This is a genomic window from Enterococcus sp. MSG3299 (genome assembly GCF_050555765.1).
Classification (GTDB): domain Bacteria; phylum Bacillota; class Bacilli; order Lactobacillales; family Enterococcaceae; genus Enterococcus; species Enterococcus faecalis.
Genome location: NZ_CP187869.1, coordinates 1,291,816 through 1,309,009, shown reverse-complemented (window position 1 = coordinate 1,309,009; position 17,194 = coordinate 1,291,816). Strand labels below are relative to the sequence as shown.

Genomic DNA, 17,194 nt, shown 5'->3' with positions numbered 1-17,194 from the left:
CTTAAAAATAATTTCTTACATTATTAGTTTACCATACTTTTGATAAACGGTCACAAACTTTCGCTGTAGATTCTTAATCTTTTGTTATTCTTTTTAAAAAAGAATCAGTCTCAACTACTGCACGTTGGTGAAAACCTTTGGCAATTTGTCGTTCTCCTTCATAAGCAACAAATTCATAGCGTATTTTGTGCGCAGACTGTTCAATGTTGGTCATCGTAACAACGATTGTCGACCCTACCGCGGATGGATATAAGTGACGCAATTCTAACACCGTTCCGACAGTTGTTTCCCCAACTGATAATTGGTCCTTCACAGCTTCTTTGGCTGTTTGTTCAATCATGGCAGCTAAAGCAGGGGTTCCTAAAACTTCTAAGTCACCAGAACCGAGCATTTTAGCCATTTGTGATTCTTTCACCAAGAATTCTTTTGTGAACATTTCTGTTGGCATTATGCTTTCTCTCCTTTTGAACGTTGTTTTTTGGCAAACGAAAGCAGAACTTCTTGTTTATTCTCTAAGCTACCTTCAACAACGTGTTGCTCGATTTCAGCGATCAGTTCCCCTAACCATTTGCCTGGTGTTTCTTCTAAGACGGCTAAAAGGTCTTTTCCTGTAATGGCCAATTCATGTCTTTGATGGATGGGTAATGCCTTAACTAACTCTTTTGTTACTTGTACTTGACTCTCTTGTTGGTAATAATATAAAAGCCTTTCAACAAGTACTGCTGATTCTTCGCCTAATTCATAAAGCATCATTGGCTGCCAGTCGTTACTCAAGCGAAAACGCAAACCGCGTACTAATTGTGAAACGTTTTGGATTAATTGATTTGAAAGTTTCCAAGCCTTTAAGAAGGAGCGAATTTCTGCTTCTGGTAAATTCAATGATTGGATAAGTAACGTCCACGCTTCTGCTTCTGTTTCAATTTGACGAGCAGGCAAGTCCATTAAACGAAAAAGTCCAGCCCCTTGTTCTCGTAATTTTGGACAGTATTGATAGCATTCTGTTTCAATAAACGGAGCTAAGCCACCTTGTCGATTAACCCCTAAAAGCATTTTTACAAATTCAATTGTAATGCGTTCTACTGAAATTTTTTCCAATAAAGGATGAAATTCAGCGATAGCGGCTAAGGTTTTTTCTTCAATTTTAAAATCTAATTGGCTAGCAAAGCGTAAGCCCCGCATCATTCGCAGAGCATCTTCATGAAACCGCTCATGGGGATTACCGACTGCACGAATGGTTTGATTAGTTAAATCTTCGATACCATCAAATAAATCAATGATTTCGCCTGTGCTGTCAAGCGCCAAGGCATTAATCGTAAAATCTCGCCGTTTTAAGTCTTCTTTCAAGGAGCGAACAAAGGTGACTTCATCTGGTCGACGAAAGTCTTGATAAGTTGACTCGGTACGAAAGGTTGTTACTTCATACTGTTGGTCTTCCATCAATACAAGGACTGTGCCATGTTCGATGCCCACATCAACGGTTCGTTTAAAAATTTGCTTGATTTCTTCTGGATAGGCACTTGTCGCAATATCGACATCATGGATTGGTTTATTTAATAAAGCATCACGGACACTGCCCCCGACAAAATACGCTTCAAAGCCCTGTGCATTGATTTCGCGAATAACGGGAGCGGCTTCTTTAAATTCGTTTGGAATAGTTGTCAATTTCATAGCATCTGTTCCAATCCATAAAGTAGTTCTGTTCTCTGTACCACTTGCCGACAAGCTAACGCCACTCCTGTCATGAATGAACGCCGATCATAAGAATCATGCCGAATAGTGAGCCCTTCACCTACACTACCAAATTGGACTTGTTGGTGTGCCACTAAACCAGGTAAGCGGACACTATGGATTCGCAGACCCTCGAAATCAGCCCCGCGTGCCCCTGGTATTGATTCTACCTCTTGCGGATTCCCTTGTTTTTTTGCTGGCCGAACTTCTTGAATCATTTCTGCAGTTTTTATAGCCGTTCCACTCGGTGCATCCAATTTGTTATCATGATGTAATTCAATGATTTCCACATCTGGAAAATACTGCGCCGCTTTTTGGGCAAATTGCATCATTAAAACTGCCCCAATTGCAAAGTTTGGCGCAATTAAGCCGCCGATGGCTTTTTCTCGAGATAGGTTTGTCAATTCGTTGATTTGTTCTTCCGTAAAGCCTGTAGTCCCAACAACAGGCGCCATACCGTGTTCCAACGCAAAACGCGTATTTGGATAGGCGGCTTCAGGAACCGTAAAATCAATCCAAACATCTGGTTTGACAGCTAGGACTTCTTCTAAGCGCTGAAAAACGGGAATTGCTGTTTCATCATTGAAAGAAACAGTTTCTTGTGCTTCATGAGGATCATACACACCTACTAATTCAAAGTCTGCGGTTTCTAAGACCATTTGTGTAGCAGTACTGCCCATCCGTCCTTTAAACCCAGCGACAATTATTTTAATCATGTGTTTTCCCATCCTTTCTTTCAAAGCGATAGCGATCCCGCTTGTTAAATTTGGCCATATTTTCTTCAAAAACTTCGGTTAAATCAATCTCTAAAGAATTTGCCATGCTAATCAATACAAAAAAGACATCTCCAAGTTCCTCTGATACTGTCTTTGGTTTTTCGTCTGCTTTTTTCTGTTTTTCACCATAATAATGATTGACTTCACGGGCTAATTCTCCGACCTCTTCCGTCAAACGAGCCATTTGTCCTAATGGTGAAAAATAGCCTGTTTTAAACTGTTGAATATAATCATCAACTTCTGTTTGCATCGATTGCAAACTACGTTGTTCTGATTCTGACATTTTACCCCAACCTTTCTTACTCTACCTCCTACATCTTATCAAAAACTTGGCTATCTGGAAAGGTTCTACTTGTTGTTTTATATAGAGAATGATACAGTTTATACTGTAAAAGGACGTGATTAAATGGAAGAACAAAGATTTTATTTTAAAGATGTGTTATTTATTGTATTAGGAAGCTGTATCTATGCCTTTGGTTTGGTTACTTTCAATATTGCCAATGACCTGGCCGAAGGTGGTGTCACGGGGATTACTTTGATTTTAAGAGCCTTATTTCATTTTAACCCAGCATATACGACATTATTAATCAATATTCCGCTCTTATTAATTGGTGGTAAAATTTTAGGCAAACGTTCCCTCTATTATACGCTAATTGGTACCGTGTCGTTATCGGTATTTTTGTGGTTTTGGCAAAAATTTCCTGTTGAAATTAATTTAGATCATGATTTATTGATTGCTGCTCTCCTAGCTGGTTTGGCCGCAGGATTCGGGAGTGGCCTTGTTTACCGCGTAGGCGGAACCACTGGTGGGACCGACGTCATTGCCCGCATTTTCGAAAAATACTTTGGGATTAGCATGGGCCGCTCGTTGTTACTTTTTGATGTTGCAGTCTTACTCCTCTCGTTGACCTATATTGATGTCAAACGAATGATGTATACTTTAATTGTGTCCTTTGTTTTCAGTCGTGTTGTTGATTCTGTACTCGATGGAGCCTATGCTGCGAAAGGAATTTTAATTGTTTCCAATCATTCCGAAGAAATCGGTCAAAGTTTAATGGCTTCTTTAGAACGTGGAGTAACATATTTAAATGGTGAAGGTGCTTATTCACAAGTGGAAAAACGGGTTCTCTACACGGTAGTCAGCCCTCGAGAAATAATGGAAGTCAAACGGATTGCTAATGAAATAGATGAAAAAGCCTTTGTGTCCATCATTAACGTACATGAAGCAATTGGCGAAGGCTTTACTTATGCAAAACCCAGCAAACAACGGCGCTTTAAATTAAAACAATAAATAAAACCCAGCATTTATTGAAAATGCTGGGTTTTATTTATTGTTGTTTCAAACGATTTAATTCATCGGATAATTCTAAAAACGCTTCTTTGTTGCCTGTTTCTAAAGCATCATCAATTTGAGCTTTAATTAATGCCATTCGCTGCGTTTGTTCTTCTTGCTTAAAATATTGATCAATCGCTCTGGCAACTTCCTGATCCACTTGTTCATTCCATGGCGCAAACGGATTATCTTCTAAAACAGATAAATACTGGCTCGTTTGCCAAGCCTCTGGAAATACACATTCTAAATAAAGAGCTTTCCGCCAATTCATCCGAATCTCATGAAAAATTTGTTCCGGATCTGTAAATTCTTGTGCTTGGATAAAAAGCAATAACGGCTCCTTACCTAAACCATCCGCTACCACACGAATCCCCCGATCGGTTTTCTCTACGTTCTCAACAAAATGAACATTATTTAAAATCGCATCGTGCGTTAATAAGTAATTTAAAATCCACAGTACTTCTCTTCTTCCAAAAGGCACGGTATTCACTAACCAAGTTAAAAATTTTTTCTTTTCTGATAAACTAACAAACATCGTCGTTTCCTATCTTTCTTCCATATCTGCTAGCACAGATTGCATGTCGACATCACCAGGTTCATGTTCCAAATAGTGGTATAACAAGTGTTTTGCTTTTTCAAGTTCGCCTTCTTCTCGTAAGAACAATGCGTATTCTTTTAGAAATTCTGGTTCGTGAGACAATTCTTGCGCTGCTTGTTCATAATGAACTTTAGCGACGGCAAAGTCTTCTAATTCGTTGTACGCTTTTGCTAAGTTCCATTCAGCATAAGGATGATCCGTTTCCTCTAAATCATTTAAGATAGTAATTACTTCCTCAAAACGCTCTTCCGTGATGTAGAGATTACTTAAGGTCAAACGACTTTCATCTGTTTTCTCACCTAATTCCAAAGCTTTTAACAACCAGTTTTCAGCACCAGCAATATCGTGTAAGCGATAGGCATTTTCAGAGGCAAATTGGTATAACTCTACTTGGAATGGGTTTTCCGCAATTCCTTCTTCGATCACCGCTTTTGCTTCCTCTAATTGCTCTTCTTCTTGGAGCGCTTCCGCTAAATATAGATAAAGCGATTGATAATGTGGGTTTAGTGTTTTTAATTGCTGGAACAACGCAATGGCTTTTTGATTCTCATGTAACTGTAAATAAGTGAAAGCTAACTGGAATAAACGATCGTCTGTTTGTTCTTCTTTGACCGCGGCTTCCAAATAAGGAACCGCTTCTTCAAAATCACCTAACATGCTGTAACTACTTCCTAAGCGTTCATTCAAGGAAATAGCAGAGATTTGCGCTGTCCCGCTTTCTACAATGCTTTGATAACGAGTGATAGCCTCGACAAATTGACCATTTGTAAAATATAGTTCTCCCAAAGCAAATTGAATTAACGGCTCTTCTGGCATAAGATTAGCCGCTTCTTTTAATTTCGCTTCACTGACTTCTGGAATCCCTAAAACTTGGTACAAATCCGCAGTAACTAAGAGACTTTGAACATAACTGTCACTAGTTTCTGGAATTTTTTCTAAATAGATGAATGCGTCATCTATTTCATTATTTTCAATGGCGATTTCTGCTAATGGAATGTTTAAGCCATCTGCATCGGGAAATTGTTCCAACAATTGTTGGAAAATTTGTTTGGCTTCTTCTAGAAAACCTAAAGATAATAACGTTTCCCCTAAATCAGCTAAGGTATTTTCATCATCTTTCTTTAATGCTTCTTCAAACATTAACTGTGCTTCTGCTAAATTTTCAGCTTGTAATGCTTGAACCATTTTTTCACTGTATGACATAATTTCCCCTCAAATCTCTTTTAAAATTTCTTGGTATCTTTCAATCGTTGTTAACAGTTGATCGGGCGTTGGCTTTAAAGCTGCTCCTAGTTGACCGATTTTTTCCAACACCATAGGAGGACCTAGTGTTTCTGTGTGAAGCAAAACTTGTTCTGCGTAATCAGCACTTAAAATTTCTTTTGGAAACGCCACCGGAAAACCTAAGCGAATAAACCAAACGATAAAATTTTTAAATTGAAAGTCAAAGTGATTGACTTGCTGGCTCCATAAAACTTGTAACAATAATCCCAATAATCGTTTCATGGGACCTGATAACAAATGGCCATTTTCGGTTGTAGCAAAGGCCGCTTCAAAAACTCGGCCAAATTGATCCACTTTTTCCCCTGCTTGTTCATAAAAAGATAACAACTCGTCTAAAATACCATTAAATGACGTTTGATTCAACCGTTTTTTATCTGGATACGTTTGGTATAGCATTTGTAAATAAGCATAATCACAGACAAGACCCGCTCGAATAAAAACGAGCAAATCAATTAAAGGAGCGGCACCTTTTTTAATGGTCAAGGTACTATCAAACAAAATTTCTTCTGAATGATTTTCTATATGCATGGTTGCATGCTGTGCTTGCTGAATTGTGACACTTGGTAAAAGTCCTTGGCGTAACGCTTGAACAGACACAGGCATCAGCCAACATTTGGAGGAACACTTACTTACTTGGTGCAAAAATGCGGTTAATTGTAGTACCCCTTCATTACCCAAACCAATCAATAAAACATCCTGATTTTCTGGCCAATCAGCTAAGAAACGTAACACACTTTCTAATTCTGATAAGTCATTGCAATGAACATCATTGCGACAAATATACCAGTTTAATCCCAACTGTTCCCCAAAGGCATAATTAATCTTCTCCGAAAAAAGATCATAGTAACGCTGATTCGCCAAAACAACGATTGACTCCGTCGTTACTGGTCGTTTTTTTAGGACGGAAGCAAATGTTTCTCCATAAATAATAGCGACCTTGTTTTCCCCTCTAGAATAGTTGTATTTCATTGATTCACCACCTTAAGACTGTTTCCTCTTCCTTCACCCCAAGTCTAGCATAACCACTAAAAAACAGCTACTGGCAACAACTTATTTTTGTCCTTCATTCATAAATCTTTCTCTTTTTATCAAAAAAGCAAGGAGCGAGTGTCGAACCGTTCCCGCTTGATTCTCGGAGCGAAGCACGTTTTTCTCACCTAAGGTTCGTTACAATTTAGCCTTTTAGCGTGCTGTTTCGACCACCTCTTAAAATAACATTTTTTATGTATGATTCAAAAAAGAACCCTTGGAAACCAAGGGTTCTAATTGTCTGTCTTATTTCACTGCATCTTTCAATGCTTTACCTGGTTTGAATGCAGGTACTTTGCTTGCAGCGATTTGAATTTCTTGTCCAGTTTGTGGGTTACGTCCTTTACGAGCTGCGCGTTCGCGAACTTCAAAGTTACCAAAACCGATTAATTGAACTTTTTCACCTTTAGCAAGAGTTTCTTGAATTGTTGAAAAGACAGCGTCTACTGCTGCAGTAGCATCTTTTTTAGTTAAACCAGTTGAAGATGCAACGTTTTCGATTAATTCTGCTTTATTTGCCATGGATCATTTCACCTCCTCTATAAGAGATACGATGTTTTTACACACCTAAAGTTCCGTCTATTTTTGAGTGGTCCAAAAACAGACAGCAAATATTGATCTGGTTCAATATTCTGTTAACAAGATAGCATAAGAAAGTTGTAATAGCAAGGTTTTTAGTGTATTTTAACCAGTTTTTTCAAAAAATAATCATTTTTTCTCAAAGTTGATAAATTTATTTGAATATCTAAAAAAAGTATGGTAGAATGCACTATTTTCGGCGTCGCGGAATGATTTTAATTGGCGTGCCCTCAAACGTAAATGCTTTTCTGATTTGATTTTCTAAAAACCGGGCATAAGAAAAGTGCATTAGTTCTTCTTCGTTGACAAAAATAACAAATGTAGGTGGTTTGACTGCCACTTGTGTTGCATAAAAAATCTTCAAACGTTTTCCTTTATCGGTTGGTGTCGGATTAATTGCTACAGCATCCATTATAACGTCATTTAACAACGCTGAAGGAATCCGTAAGTTTTGATTCATACTAACTGTTTCAATTAGTTCAGGCAGTTTGTTTAAACGTTGTTTGGTTAATGCAGACACAAAAATAATGGGTGCATAATCTAAATATTGGAATTCATCACGAATTTCCGCTTCAAAATCACGCATTGTATTTGTATCTTTTTTGACTGTATCCCATTTGTTGACCACGATAATAATACCGCGACCTGCTTCATGGGCATAGCCCGCCACACGCTTGTCTTGCTCACGAATACCTTCTTCTGCATTCAAGACCATTAAAACAATGTCTGAGCGTTCAATCGCCCGCATTGCGCGCATGACGCTATATTTTTCAGTTGATTCGTATACTTTCCCACGTTTACGCATACCAGCTGTATCAATCATTAAGAACTTTTGACCTTCTTCAGATTCAAAATACGTATCGATTGCATCTCGCGTTGTTCCTTCAATATCTGAAACAATCACACGATCTTCACCAAGAATAGCATTAATCAATGATGATTTACCGACATTTGGACGCCCGATTAAACTAAATTTAATTGTATCTTCGTCCTCTTCTTCTGAAGTGTTAGGAAAATGTTTAACTGCTTCGTCTAACACATCGCCAATGCCTAACCCGTGACTACCAGAAACTGGGAAAGGATCCCCTAGTCCTAAAGCATAAAATTCATAAATATCATTACGCATTTCAGGATTGTCAACTTTATTAACAGCTAAGATAACTGGTTTATTACTACGATATAAAATTTTTGCTACTAACTCATCTGCATCAGTAATTCCTTCACGGCCACTAGCAACAAAGATAATCACATCTGCTTCATCAATCGCAATTTCTGCTTGGTGTTTGATTTGATCCATAAATGGTTCGTCACCTAAATCAATCCCACCTGTATCAATAATACTAAATTCACGCCCTAACCATTCTCCAGTTGTATAAATACGGTCGCGTGTTACGCCAGGAGTATCTTCTACAATCGAGATACGCTCACCGGCAATGCGGTTAAAAATAGTCGATTTACCGACATTCGGTCTACCGACAATCGCAATAGTTGGATTTGCCATTTGATTCCCTCCTTGAGAATTTCAATCCTTACTAGTTTACCTAATCAAACCTTAAAGTGCAAGAAAAGTTTTAGTTTCTGCTGATTTTCTAACCAATTCAAGAAAAAATGAGTTTGACATAGCCGATCTGTTTACGGCTATGTCAAACTCATAAATTTCAAGAAAGTAACGTGTTATTCCTCTTCTTTCGCATCAGATAAAGCGTCACCTAAAATATCGCCCATGGTAAAGCCAGTATTTTCTTCAGGCAATTCATATTCCTGTTCTTCTTTTGGTTCTTCTTGAGACTCAGGTTTTGGTTCTAACGCTTTGATACTTAAAGCAATACGATGTTCCTCTGGATTAACTTCTAAAACTTTCACTTGTACTTGATCCCCTTCATGAAGGACTTCATGAGGCGTTGCAATATGCTTGTGAGAAATTTGAGAAATATGCACTAATCCTTCCACGCCAGGGAAAACTTCCACAAAGGCACCGAAGCTTGTTAGGCGTTTTACTGTGCCATCTAAAACAGTCCCAGCGGCTGCTTTTGTTTCGATATCTGTCCATGGTCCAGGCAGTGTTTCTTTAATAGATAAAGAAATACGTCCTTCTTCTGGATTAATTGAAAGAATTTTTACTTGAACGTCTTCGCCAACAGTTAACGCATCACTTGGTTTGCCCACATGCTGATGAGCAATTTCAGAAACATGAACTAAACCATCCACGCCACCTAAATCAATGAATGCGCCGAAATCTGTTAAACGAGCTACTTTCCCTTCAACAACGTCTCCGTCATGTAAAGAAGAAAGTAATTCTTCTTTTTTCGATTCTTTTTCAGCTTCAACAACTGCTTTATGTGAAAGAATTAAGCGGTTTTCTGAAGGTTCGATTTCAATAATTTTAAATGCTAGTGTTTGACCTTTATATTCAGAAAAATCTGCAACAAAATGATCTTCAACCATTGAGGCAGGAACAAATCCGCGAACACCAACATCAACAACCAAACCACCTTTAACAACATTTGTAACAGGTGCTTCGATTACTTTGCCCGCTTGGAAATCTTGTTCAATTTCTTCCCAAACTTTTTTAGCATCTAAACGGCGTTTTGACAGTAAATAACTGCCGTTTTCTTTATCTTTGCCAATTGATGTGATCACAACTAAATCTAACACATCACCGACTTTCACAAGTTCGTGTACATCTTCAACTGGTAAAGTCGATAATTCCTTTGTAGGAACAACGCCTTCAACGCCCGCTCCTTCAATGCCGACAACAACTTGTTTGTCTTCAATGGCTAAAACTTCGCCTTTAACAATATCGCCAACACTGACTTCTTGAACGCTGTTCATTGCATCTTCCATTGTTTCGTTGTTTGCTACTTGTTTGTCTTCAAAATCTGTCATGCCTCTTATCCTCCTATGCCAACAAAAATTCCAAAACTTAGCTATATATACTTACATAGTACGAGATTTTTGTAAAAAAATAAAGCGATTTCTTCTATTTTTCTTAAAATTCTTTAAAAAAGTTCAAAACCTTTTTGTTTAATCACATTTTGTATGGCGGCGACGACTTCTTCAATCGTCAACCCTGTTGTATCGATTTTCACAGCATCACTTGCTTGGACAAGGGGTGATACTTCTCTGGTTGAATCTAAATAATCCCGACGTTCAATCTCCGCCTTCAAAGTTTCAAAATCCGTCTCAATCCCTTTTTCTTGATTTTCTTTAAAACGACGTTCTGCACGTTCTTCAACGCTAGCCACCAAGAATATCTTTACTTCGGCCTTTGGTAAAACTGCAGTACCAATATCTCGACCATCCATGACAACTCCGCCGGCTTGACCAATTTTCTGTTGTAACGCCACCATTTCTTCTCTAACTTTTGCATGTTTTGAAACAGCTGAAACAGCATTCGTTACATCTGGCTGGCGAATCGCTTCGGTCACTTCATGACCGTCGATAAAAACACGTTGGCCATTCTCTGCTTGCTGAAAAGAAATAGTGTGGTTGACACAAAGCGCTACTAATGGCTCTTCCGCTTGAATGTCGATTTGATTTTGCAAGGCCAAATACGTAATCGCTCGGTACATGGCACCCGTGTCACAATACACATAATTCAATTGTTTTGCTAAAATTTTTGCAACTGTACTTTTGCCTGACGAAGCTGGTCCGTCAATAGCAATACTGATTTTCCCCATGAAAAAACTCCTTAACTGATATGCATCCTTTAAAATGCGCTTCTTCTTTTATATTAAAATCAGAAGAAAAGAACTTGGATTTAAACTGATGACGAGTCTCTAACGAAAAAGCAATAAGCCGAAATCCCTCGAAAGACGCAAAACATCTTTCGGAAATTTCTGCTTATTGGCATTCTCATGTAATCATTCGTCGCGGTTTAGCCCTTGAAAGTGCTGCCCAAACCTCTTTTTCTGGATTATTTAATACGTAATGGTTGGCCTGGATAAAACACAGATGTATCAATCCCAGGATTTAACGCTAAAATTTGTTCTAATGTCATTCCGTTACGTTCGGCAACTTGACGTGCCCCTTCGCCACTTTGAACGGTATCATAAACAGGTTGTTGGTTCTGCGCTTGTTGCTGTTGTTGATTTTGAGCTTCTTGTTGTTGTTGCTGCTCTTGTTGTTGCTGTTGTTGTTGTGCTTGTTGGTCCTGTTGTTGCTGTGCAGCAGCATCTGAACTTGAAGGTGTTGTATTTTCAGCTGGTTGGCTGCTTGCTGGTTCTGAGCTTTCCACTGATTTTGACGTACTTTCTTTTTTCTTCTCTTTTGATGATGATTGGACTAATGAAGAAGATGGCTGGCTATTTTTGCTAGCACTTTCGTTCGGTTTCTTGTCTTGCATCATCCATAAGAAAGTCCCAATTGGAATGGCAATAATTAATAATAGCAAAATAACTAAAACAGTTAGAAATAATGAATTTCCTCGTTGCTGTTGGCGTTTTGCTAAACGAGAACCACCACCATTTTGATCAGGTTCATAAATTGATTGTTCCCATGGCTCACGAGCTTGGTTTTTCTTTTTGTCCTTTTTACTCACTGCTAATTTCCTCCTAAACTTCTCTCGCTTGTTATTATATCATAGCTTTTGCCAACTGCCGACTAAAAAAATGAATTAATCACGTTCTTTAAATAATTTTAGAAATTTAGAACGCCAATCTTCTTCATTTTGATTGCTGGTCTTGTTCGATTTTACTATTGAATCTTGGTAAATGTCAAAGAATAACGCACAATTATCACAACAAGTTTCCAGTGATTGTTTTACAATCGGTTCTTGAAAATAAGTTTGAATCAACGTTCTTCGACAGGTTGTGGTTTCAATATACGTCAGCATCCCTCTTAATTGCGCTTGACGATCTTTTTCTTTCTCCTCTAAACGATGCTCTAGCTCTTCAAAAGAATAATCCTTGGCTAAATAGCCTTGGACCCATTTTTGTTGTAACTCGGTGGCATTTTCTAACAAACCTGCTTGTTCTTCTCCTTCAATCAGCGATTTTAAGGTCGCTCGATTCGCTCTTGTCTCTTCTAAGAAAAACCGATGAATAAATTCATCCCCTTTTTTATACAATAATAGCGCCCAACTTTTTTGACCATCACGTCCAGCTCGCCCGATTTCCTGCAGGTAATTTTCTAAGCTATCAGGCAAATCAAAGTGAATCACTCCACGAACATCAGGTTTGTCGATTCCCATCCCAAAAGCATTCGTTGCACAAAGAATATCGATTTGATTATCAATAAATTGTTCTTGCAAGCGACTACGTTCACTAGCCTCCAAGCCCCCATGATAATAGGCCACCTTAAAACTGGTTTTCGCCTGAATAAGTTGACTAATTTGTTCTGTTTTGTTGCGCGTGGCGCAATAGATAATGATTTTACCAGCCGTTTTAGATAAGTAATCTAGTAACACTTCTTCTTTTTCTGACGTTTCCTTCACGAACAAGCCAATATTTTTTCGATTCACTGAAGAAAGAACTTCTTGATAGCTACCATGAGAAAATAATTGTTTTATAATTGCGTGCTGTACAACGGGTGTCGCTGTGGCAGTTAACGCCAAGGTCAAAGGAAAGTCTAGCTGTTTTTGGACCAGATCTAATTTACTATATTCAGGGCGAAAATCGACGCCCCACTGATAAACACAATGGGCTTCATCCACCACAAATAATGCAATTTTTTGGCGTTGTAACACACTAAGTACTTCTTGCTGCAAAAGCATTTCTGGGCTTAAAAACAGATAATCGTATTGGAACATTTTCGCTAAAATATAACGCTTTTCTGAATATTGTAACGTACTGTTTAAGGCAACCGCACCTTTAATTCCTTGTCTTTGTAATTGACGCACCTGATCTTCCATTAACGAAAGTAAAGGAGAAACAATTACCGTTAGTCCCTCTAACTTCTGGCCCACAAATTGATAACACAATGATTTACCGGTGCCTGTTGGCAAAACAGCCAATGTATTCATACCGTCAAGTAAGTTTGTAATCACTTCTTTTTGACCAGGCTTAAACGCTGCATAACCAAATCGAGTGAATAATTCTTGTTCTAATGTCAACAACACTCACTCCTTTTCTTGCCAAATTTGTTGGATTTGATATAAGCGGAAATCTAAATAAGAAAGCGTCTCTTCTTGCGCTCGCCAATCCCGATACACCCACAACCGCGGATCTTGTTCTATTTGAGCCAATTTTTGGAGCATTGCCTCCTTTTCAAGATAAACAGACGCCTGCAGCTGCCCTTGAATAGCCAACTCTAATAGATGATCATGAATGGTACTCAGTTTTATTTTTCGCTGCTCAGCAATTTCTTGAAGCGTCTTGCCTTCCGTTAACAATCGTTGGGTTTCTTGCATACTTTGGTTTAGATTTTTTTCTAGATACGGCCATACAAGCGTTTGTAAAGCAGGATAGTTTCCTCCGTACATTATCAACTGCAGTAAATGATGAACCGCTTGCGTATGCCATAAACGCTGTTCAAGAGCTGTCTTATGGCTTGTTAATTGCTGAGGAACTTTGCCAGTTTGCTGATAACCAGAAAGTTGCGCAACCAAATAGTCGGTTTCTGCTTCAGGTAGTAACTTAAACCCTCGCAACAGTTCTTCTTTGATTGATTGAATGCGCTGCTCTTTCTTGTCTTGTTGTAACCATCGTTTCAAATATAGTTGCGGAATCGGTGTTGATAAAAGTGGAATATACTGTTTTTCCTCAAATGATAAATACGAAGTCACTTGCACGGCAAATTGAATGAGTTGCCAACTTTCTCGATCACTTCTGCCAAAACGATAAAGATCAATTGCAGGATAATCCAGCAACGAAAAATGGTGCTCCTTTAAAAATAGTTGCCCTTCTTTTGTTAGTTGAATCTCATTTGTCTCTTTGTGATACTGAATTTGTTTCGCCTTCGAAAGTTTTTCAAGAAATTGAAAATAGGCTTGTTCGGAAATCGTTGGCCACCAGCCAATGAATCGTAAACAATCATATAAAAAACCATAAATCAAAACAGAGCTAGTCCGTTTGCCTTTTAAAAGATGATACAAAGTTGATGCACGTACCTTGTATCCATGAGATAATAACGCTAAAATAAAAGTTGCTTCCATAGTAAACCTCTTTTAGATAGGATGTGTCACTGTTTATGCAATCAAGTTTAGTTCCTGAAAAATGTATTGCTTGTGGACTTTGTCAAGTTTATGCGCCCAATATATTTGATTATGATGATCATGGGATTGTCCTTTTTAAAGACGAGCCGCATGCTCGACAACAATTTATTCCAGAAAACGAACGCGAGAATGTGTTAAAAGCGTACCGCAAATGTCCCACGCGTGCAATAGAAATAAGCAAAAATGAGTGCTAAATAATTTAGCACTCATTTTTGCTTAGAGTATTTTTTCGAGCCACGCAAGTGTTTGCTCATCTATCGAAACAAACTGTAATTGTCCTTCTTTTAGCGGTTCTTTGACTAAATGAATTTGATCATTTAGGCCATTGATCCATTCATAACGAAGACCATTTTCTTTTGCTTTAGAATTTTTAGCTTCTAAATAATAATTGACATGGTAATTTTCTTTACCATCCAATTGTAGCGTATTAATGGTCACTTCAAAATCTGGTGAAACATCGGTCGATTTCTTTTCACGTAATCGTTCAAGTGCTTCAATAAAAGAAGGAAATTGAGGATTATTTTCCCCACCAACGAGATATTTTTTAGCAAATTCTGTACTATCCGTATGACTTTTCACTTGTTTGGCAAATGCTTGATAAAAGGTTTCTAGCGCTTTGCGGGCATCATAGTCGCTAGCTAACGGAAAATTCAATTGTAGCGTTGGATTATCGGAGAGCGCTTCGACAAAATCATTTTCACCAATCGTTTCTTTTGATGTTTGAATTTCTTCTCCATTAATCGTCTTTTTAAGTTGAATCGTCATCCCTTTGGACCAGAACAAAGGGCCAATCGTTTTGCTTCCATTCGTTAGCGTACCAACTTTCCGATTATTAATATAAATATCTGCGTCTGGCAGATTGCTTTCCACAACAAAATTCATTCGTTTAAAATCTAAAGGAATACTAGAAATATAATTTTCCTCTTCTAATAAACGATACTCTTCTGTGATAACAGGTTCGCCGGTGCTATCTTTCACTGTGGCTGTAAAAGTATATTGTCCTGGCGCTAAGGGTCCCAATTCCTTTTGATAAGTGGTTGAGTCGGAAGTGCCCACTTCCCGCCCGTTCATTGCCAACGTCACACCGCGCTGATTCGTCGTTAACTGAACAGAAACAGGCGTTAAAATGAATTGATAACGGTGAAAGAAAAATGCTGTTTGACTTGTTTCGCGAATAGTTAAACCATGTAGCTTTTTATCCTTTAATAGCGCTTTTTCTAATTTTTTTAGCTCAGTTGGATTTTTTTGATAATAAGTGATTAAAGGCTTAATGCTTTGCGGATTCACTTGAAATTCAGACTCGTTCGTCCTCATTTTTTTACTTAATTCTTGGGCATCACCATTCTCAATCGCTTCAATAAAATGAGAAATTTGTTGTTCCTTAGAAAAATAATGCGTCCCGAGAAAATAGCTACCCGCTCCAAGAACGATGAACACAAAAAGAAACACCCAGATCCAGCTTCTTTTTGATCTGAGAGGAGTAGATTCGTTCCCTTTATTCATTGATGGTTGTGCTTGGTTTTCCTCTTGATGCATTGATTCATTCATTAGCGGAGCGCCGCATTCTTCACAAAAGGACTCCGTATCACGATTCACGTGACGACAATTTTTACACTTTTTCACTCAGGAAAACTCCTCTTTCTTTGATGATTTCTATCATACCAAGGGAAAGTTAAAATTACAATGCAGATGGTTTAGTATTTTTTAACAGAATGATGACAGATTATGACAACCTCTTTTCTTTTAGGCGTAAATTTTAAAAACCCACTGTCAAACATTGTTCAACAGCAGGTTTTTTATCATTTATTTTGTTAACGGTGTTTTTTTCTGAATAGTATGTTGTTTTTTTGATAGCCATGGCAATAACTTCGCATGTAGTACTAGAAAAACACCACTGACTAAGAGGCCTTTAATAAGGTTGAATGGCACAATACCAATCGCCACATAGCTTGCTAAAGATGTTCCTAAAAATTGTTGTGTGGTCACACCATATAATTGTAAGTAAATGGGTGTAATGACAAAATAATTCGCAATACTCATGAAAATCGTCAAGGCTAAGATCCCACTTACTAGGCCCACTATCCGATTTGTACGGATATTTTTCTTTTTACCAAAGAAATAAAAAATTGGCAAGGTGAAGATACTACTTGCTAAAAAGCTAGCGAAATCTCCCACCATATTTTGCGGTGCTAGTCCGGTTAAGAACAGGTGTAGCAACGAACGAACAAAAGCAGTAATTACTCCTGCTAACGGTCCGTACAAGAACATTCCGAGCAGAATCGGAATATCACTAAAATCGATTTTCAAAAAACTAAACGCCGGCATAATCGGAAATGCCACAAATTGTAATACTGTACCGATTGCGGCCAACATTGCAATGCTGACCATTTTTTGTACCTTGTTGTTCATCTGAAATCCTCCAATTAAGGACCCATCTTCAACGAACTTTTTGATTCGCTTCTTTGTCATACAAAAAAACCCTATTTTTCTGCAGGGAAAAATAGAGTAGGATTATCTGATGAAAAAGCGTCTCAAATAAGCCCTATCTTCTTTATCCAGACTATACTGTCGGTATTGGAATTACACCAATTCAATCGTTAAAAACGAGTCGTGGACTATAACCACCGGTCGGGAATTACACCCTGCCCCTGAAGACGAACCTTGTATTATATTTTTTTACTTACTTAGTGTAACCGATTTGAACAATGAATGCA

The 17,194-nt window shown here is 38.1% G+C and carries 18 protein-coding genes and 1 riboswitch; of the genes, 2 read left to right on the top strand and 16 right to left on the bottom strand.

Features of this window, described 5'->3' with window-relative positions; translation table 11 throughout:
* Window positions 1–73: 73 nt before the first annotated feature.
* The 4 genes from IGL23_RS06445 to IGL23_RS06430 are packed head-to-tail and all read right to left on the bottom strand — an operon-like array spanning window position 74 to window position 2,787.
* Window positions 74–448: a thioesterase family protein gene (locus tag IGL23_RS06445; RefSeq protein ID WP_033595197.1), complete on the bottom strand. Its 375-nt coding sequence runs from the start codon at window positions 446–448 to the stop codon at window positions 74–76.
* Window positions 448–1,668: a CCA tRNA nucleotidyltransferase gene (locus tag IGL23_RS06440; RefSeq protein WP_002365655.1), complete on the bottom strand. Its 1,221-nt coding sequence runs from the start codon at window positions 1,666–1,668 to the stop codon at window positions 448–450. The genes IGL23_RS06445 and IGL23_RS06440 overlap by 1 nt, the downstream gene beginning before the upstream one ends.
* A complete protein-coding gene (gene dapB / locus IGL23_RS06435) occupies window positions 1,665–2,444 on the bottom strand; it encodes a 4-hydroxy-tetrahydrodipicolinate reductase (RefSeq protein ID WP_002357591.1) in 780 nt (259 codons plus the stop codon). Before dapB ends, IGL23_RS06440 begins: the two co-directional genes overlap by 4 nt.
* Entirely contained in the window at window positions 2,437–2,787 is a 351-nt protein-coding gene (locus tag IGL23_RS06430; RefSeq protein WP_002363944.1) for a nucleotide pyrophosphohydrolase, read from the bottom strand. The genes dapB and IGL23_RS06430 overlap by 8 nt, the downstream gene beginning before the upstream one ends.
* A 123-nt stretch (window positions 2,788–2,910) precedes the next feature.
* Here IGL23_RS06430 and IGL23_RS06425 point away from each other — a divergent pair, with 123 nt between their 5' ends.
* On the top strand, window positions 2,911–3,795 hold the full coding sequence (locus IGL23_RS06425; protein ID WP_002357595.1) for a YitT family protein: 885 nt from the start codon (window positions 2,911–2,913) through the stop codon (window positions 3,793–3,795).
* A gap of 37 nt (window positions 3,796–3,832) precedes the next feature.
* On the opposite strand, the gene IGL23_RS06420 is transcribed toward IGL23_RS06425, so the two are convergent.
* From IGL23_RS06420 to IGL23_RS06375, 10 genes are all read right to left on the bottom strand, one after another.
* Entirely contained in the window at window positions 3,833–4,372 is a 540-nt protein-coding gene (locus IGL23_RS06420; protein ID WP_002361802.1) for a ReoY family proteolytic degradation factor, read from the bottom strand.
* 9 nt (window positions 4,373–4,381) lie between these two features.
* The gene (locus IGL23_RS06415) at window positions 4,382–5,638 is read right to left on the bottom strand and encodes a tetratricopeptide repeat protein (protein WP_002360336.1); all 1,257 of its coding nucleotides are present in this window, start codon (window positions 5,636–5,638) and stop codon (window positions 4,382–4,384) included.
* A 9-nt stretch (window positions 5,639–5,647) separates the two neighbouring features.
* Window positions 5,648–6,688 carry a hypothetical protein gene (locus tag IGL23_RS06410; protein ID WP_033595199.1) on the bottom strand — a complete coding sequence of 347 codons (1,041 nt, stop codon included), beginning with the start codon at window positions 6,686–6,688 and terminating at the stop codon, window positions 5,648–5,650.
* Window positions 6,689–6,994: 306 nt separating this feature from the next.
* The gene (locus IGL23_RS06405) at window positions 6,995–7,270 is read right to left on the bottom strand and encodes an HU family DNA-binding protein (protein WP_002357604.1); all 276 of its coding nucleotides are present in this window, start codon (window positions 7,268–7,270) and stop codon (window positions 6,995–6,997) included.
* 247 nt (window positions 7,271–7,517) lie between these two features.
* The gene (gene der, locus IGL23_RS06400; protein ID WP_002360340.1) at window positions 7,518–8,828 is read right to left on the bottom strand and encodes a ribosome biogenesis GTPase Der; all 1,311 of its coding nucleotides are present in this window, start codon (window positions 8,826–8,828) and stop codon (window positions 7,518–7,520) included.
* 173 nt (window positions 8,829–9,001) lie between these two features.
* A complete protein-coding gene (rpsA, locus tag IGL23_RS06395; protein WP_033595201.1) occupies window positions 9,002–10,213 on the bottom strand; it encodes a 30S ribosomal protein S1 in 1,212 nt (403 codons plus the stop codon).
* Between the two features lie 113 nt (window positions 10,214–10,326).
* Complete coding sequence (cmk, locus tag IGL23_RS06390; protein WP_002357612.1) at window positions 10,327–11,007, bottom strand: (d)CMP kinase; 681 nt, start codon at window positions 11,005–11,007, stop codon at window positions 10,327–10,329.
* Window positions 11,008–11,243: 236 nt separating this feature from the next.
* Entirely contained in the window at window positions 11,244–11,867 is a 624-nt protein-coding gene (locus tag IGL23_RS06385; protein WP_002371160.1) for a LysM peptidoglycan-binding domain-containing protein, read from the bottom strand.
* A gap of 75 nt (window positions 11,868–11,942) precedes the next feature.
* Entirely contained in the window at window positions 11,943–13,385 is a 1,443-nt protein-coding gene (locus IGL23_RS06380; RefSeq protein ID WP_050443330.1) for a RecQ family ATP-dependent DNA helicase, read from the bottom strand.
* Window positions 13,386–14,420, bottom strand: a complete 1,035-nt coding sequence (locus IGL23_RS06375) for a helix-turn-helix domain-containing protein (RefSeq protein ID WP_033595205.1) — start codon at window positions 14,418–14,420, stop codon at window positions 13,386–13,388.
* A gap of 35 nt (window positions 14,421–14,455) precedes the next feature.
* On the opposite strand from IGL23_RS06375, the gene IGL23_RS06370 reads away from it, so the two are divergent.
* The gene (locus tag IGL23_RS06370) at window positions 14,456–14,674 is read left to right on the top strand and encodes a ferredoxin (protein WP_033595207.1); all 219 of its coding nucleotides are present in this window, start codon (window positions 14,456–14,458) and stop codon (window positions 14,672–14,674) included.
* Window positions 14,675–14,696: 22 nt separating this feature from the next.
* Here the strand turns inward: IGL23_RS06370 and IGL23_RS06365 are convergent, their stop codons facing one another.
* Both IGL23_RS06365 and IGL23_RS06360 read right to left on the bottom strand, forming a co-directional pair.
* The gene (locus tag IGL23_RS06365) at window positions 14,697–16,028 is read right to left on the bottom strand and encodes a zinc ribbon domain-containing protein (RefSeq protein WP_033595275.1); all 1,332 of its coding nucleotides are present in this window, start codon (window positions 16,026–16,028) and stop codon (window positions 14,697–14,699) included.
* Window positions 16,029–16,283: 255 nt separating this feature from the next.
* A complete protein-coding gene (locus IGL23_RS06360) occupies window positions 16,284–16,949 on the bottom strand; it encodes an ECF transporter S component (RefSeq protein ID WP_002382314.1) in 666 nt (221 codons plus the stop codon).
* Between the two features lie 71 nt (window positions 16,950–17,020).
* Window positions 17,021–17,140, bottom strand: a riboswitch (FMN riboswitch).
* Between the last annotated feature and the right edge of the window lie 54 nt (window positions 17,141–17,194).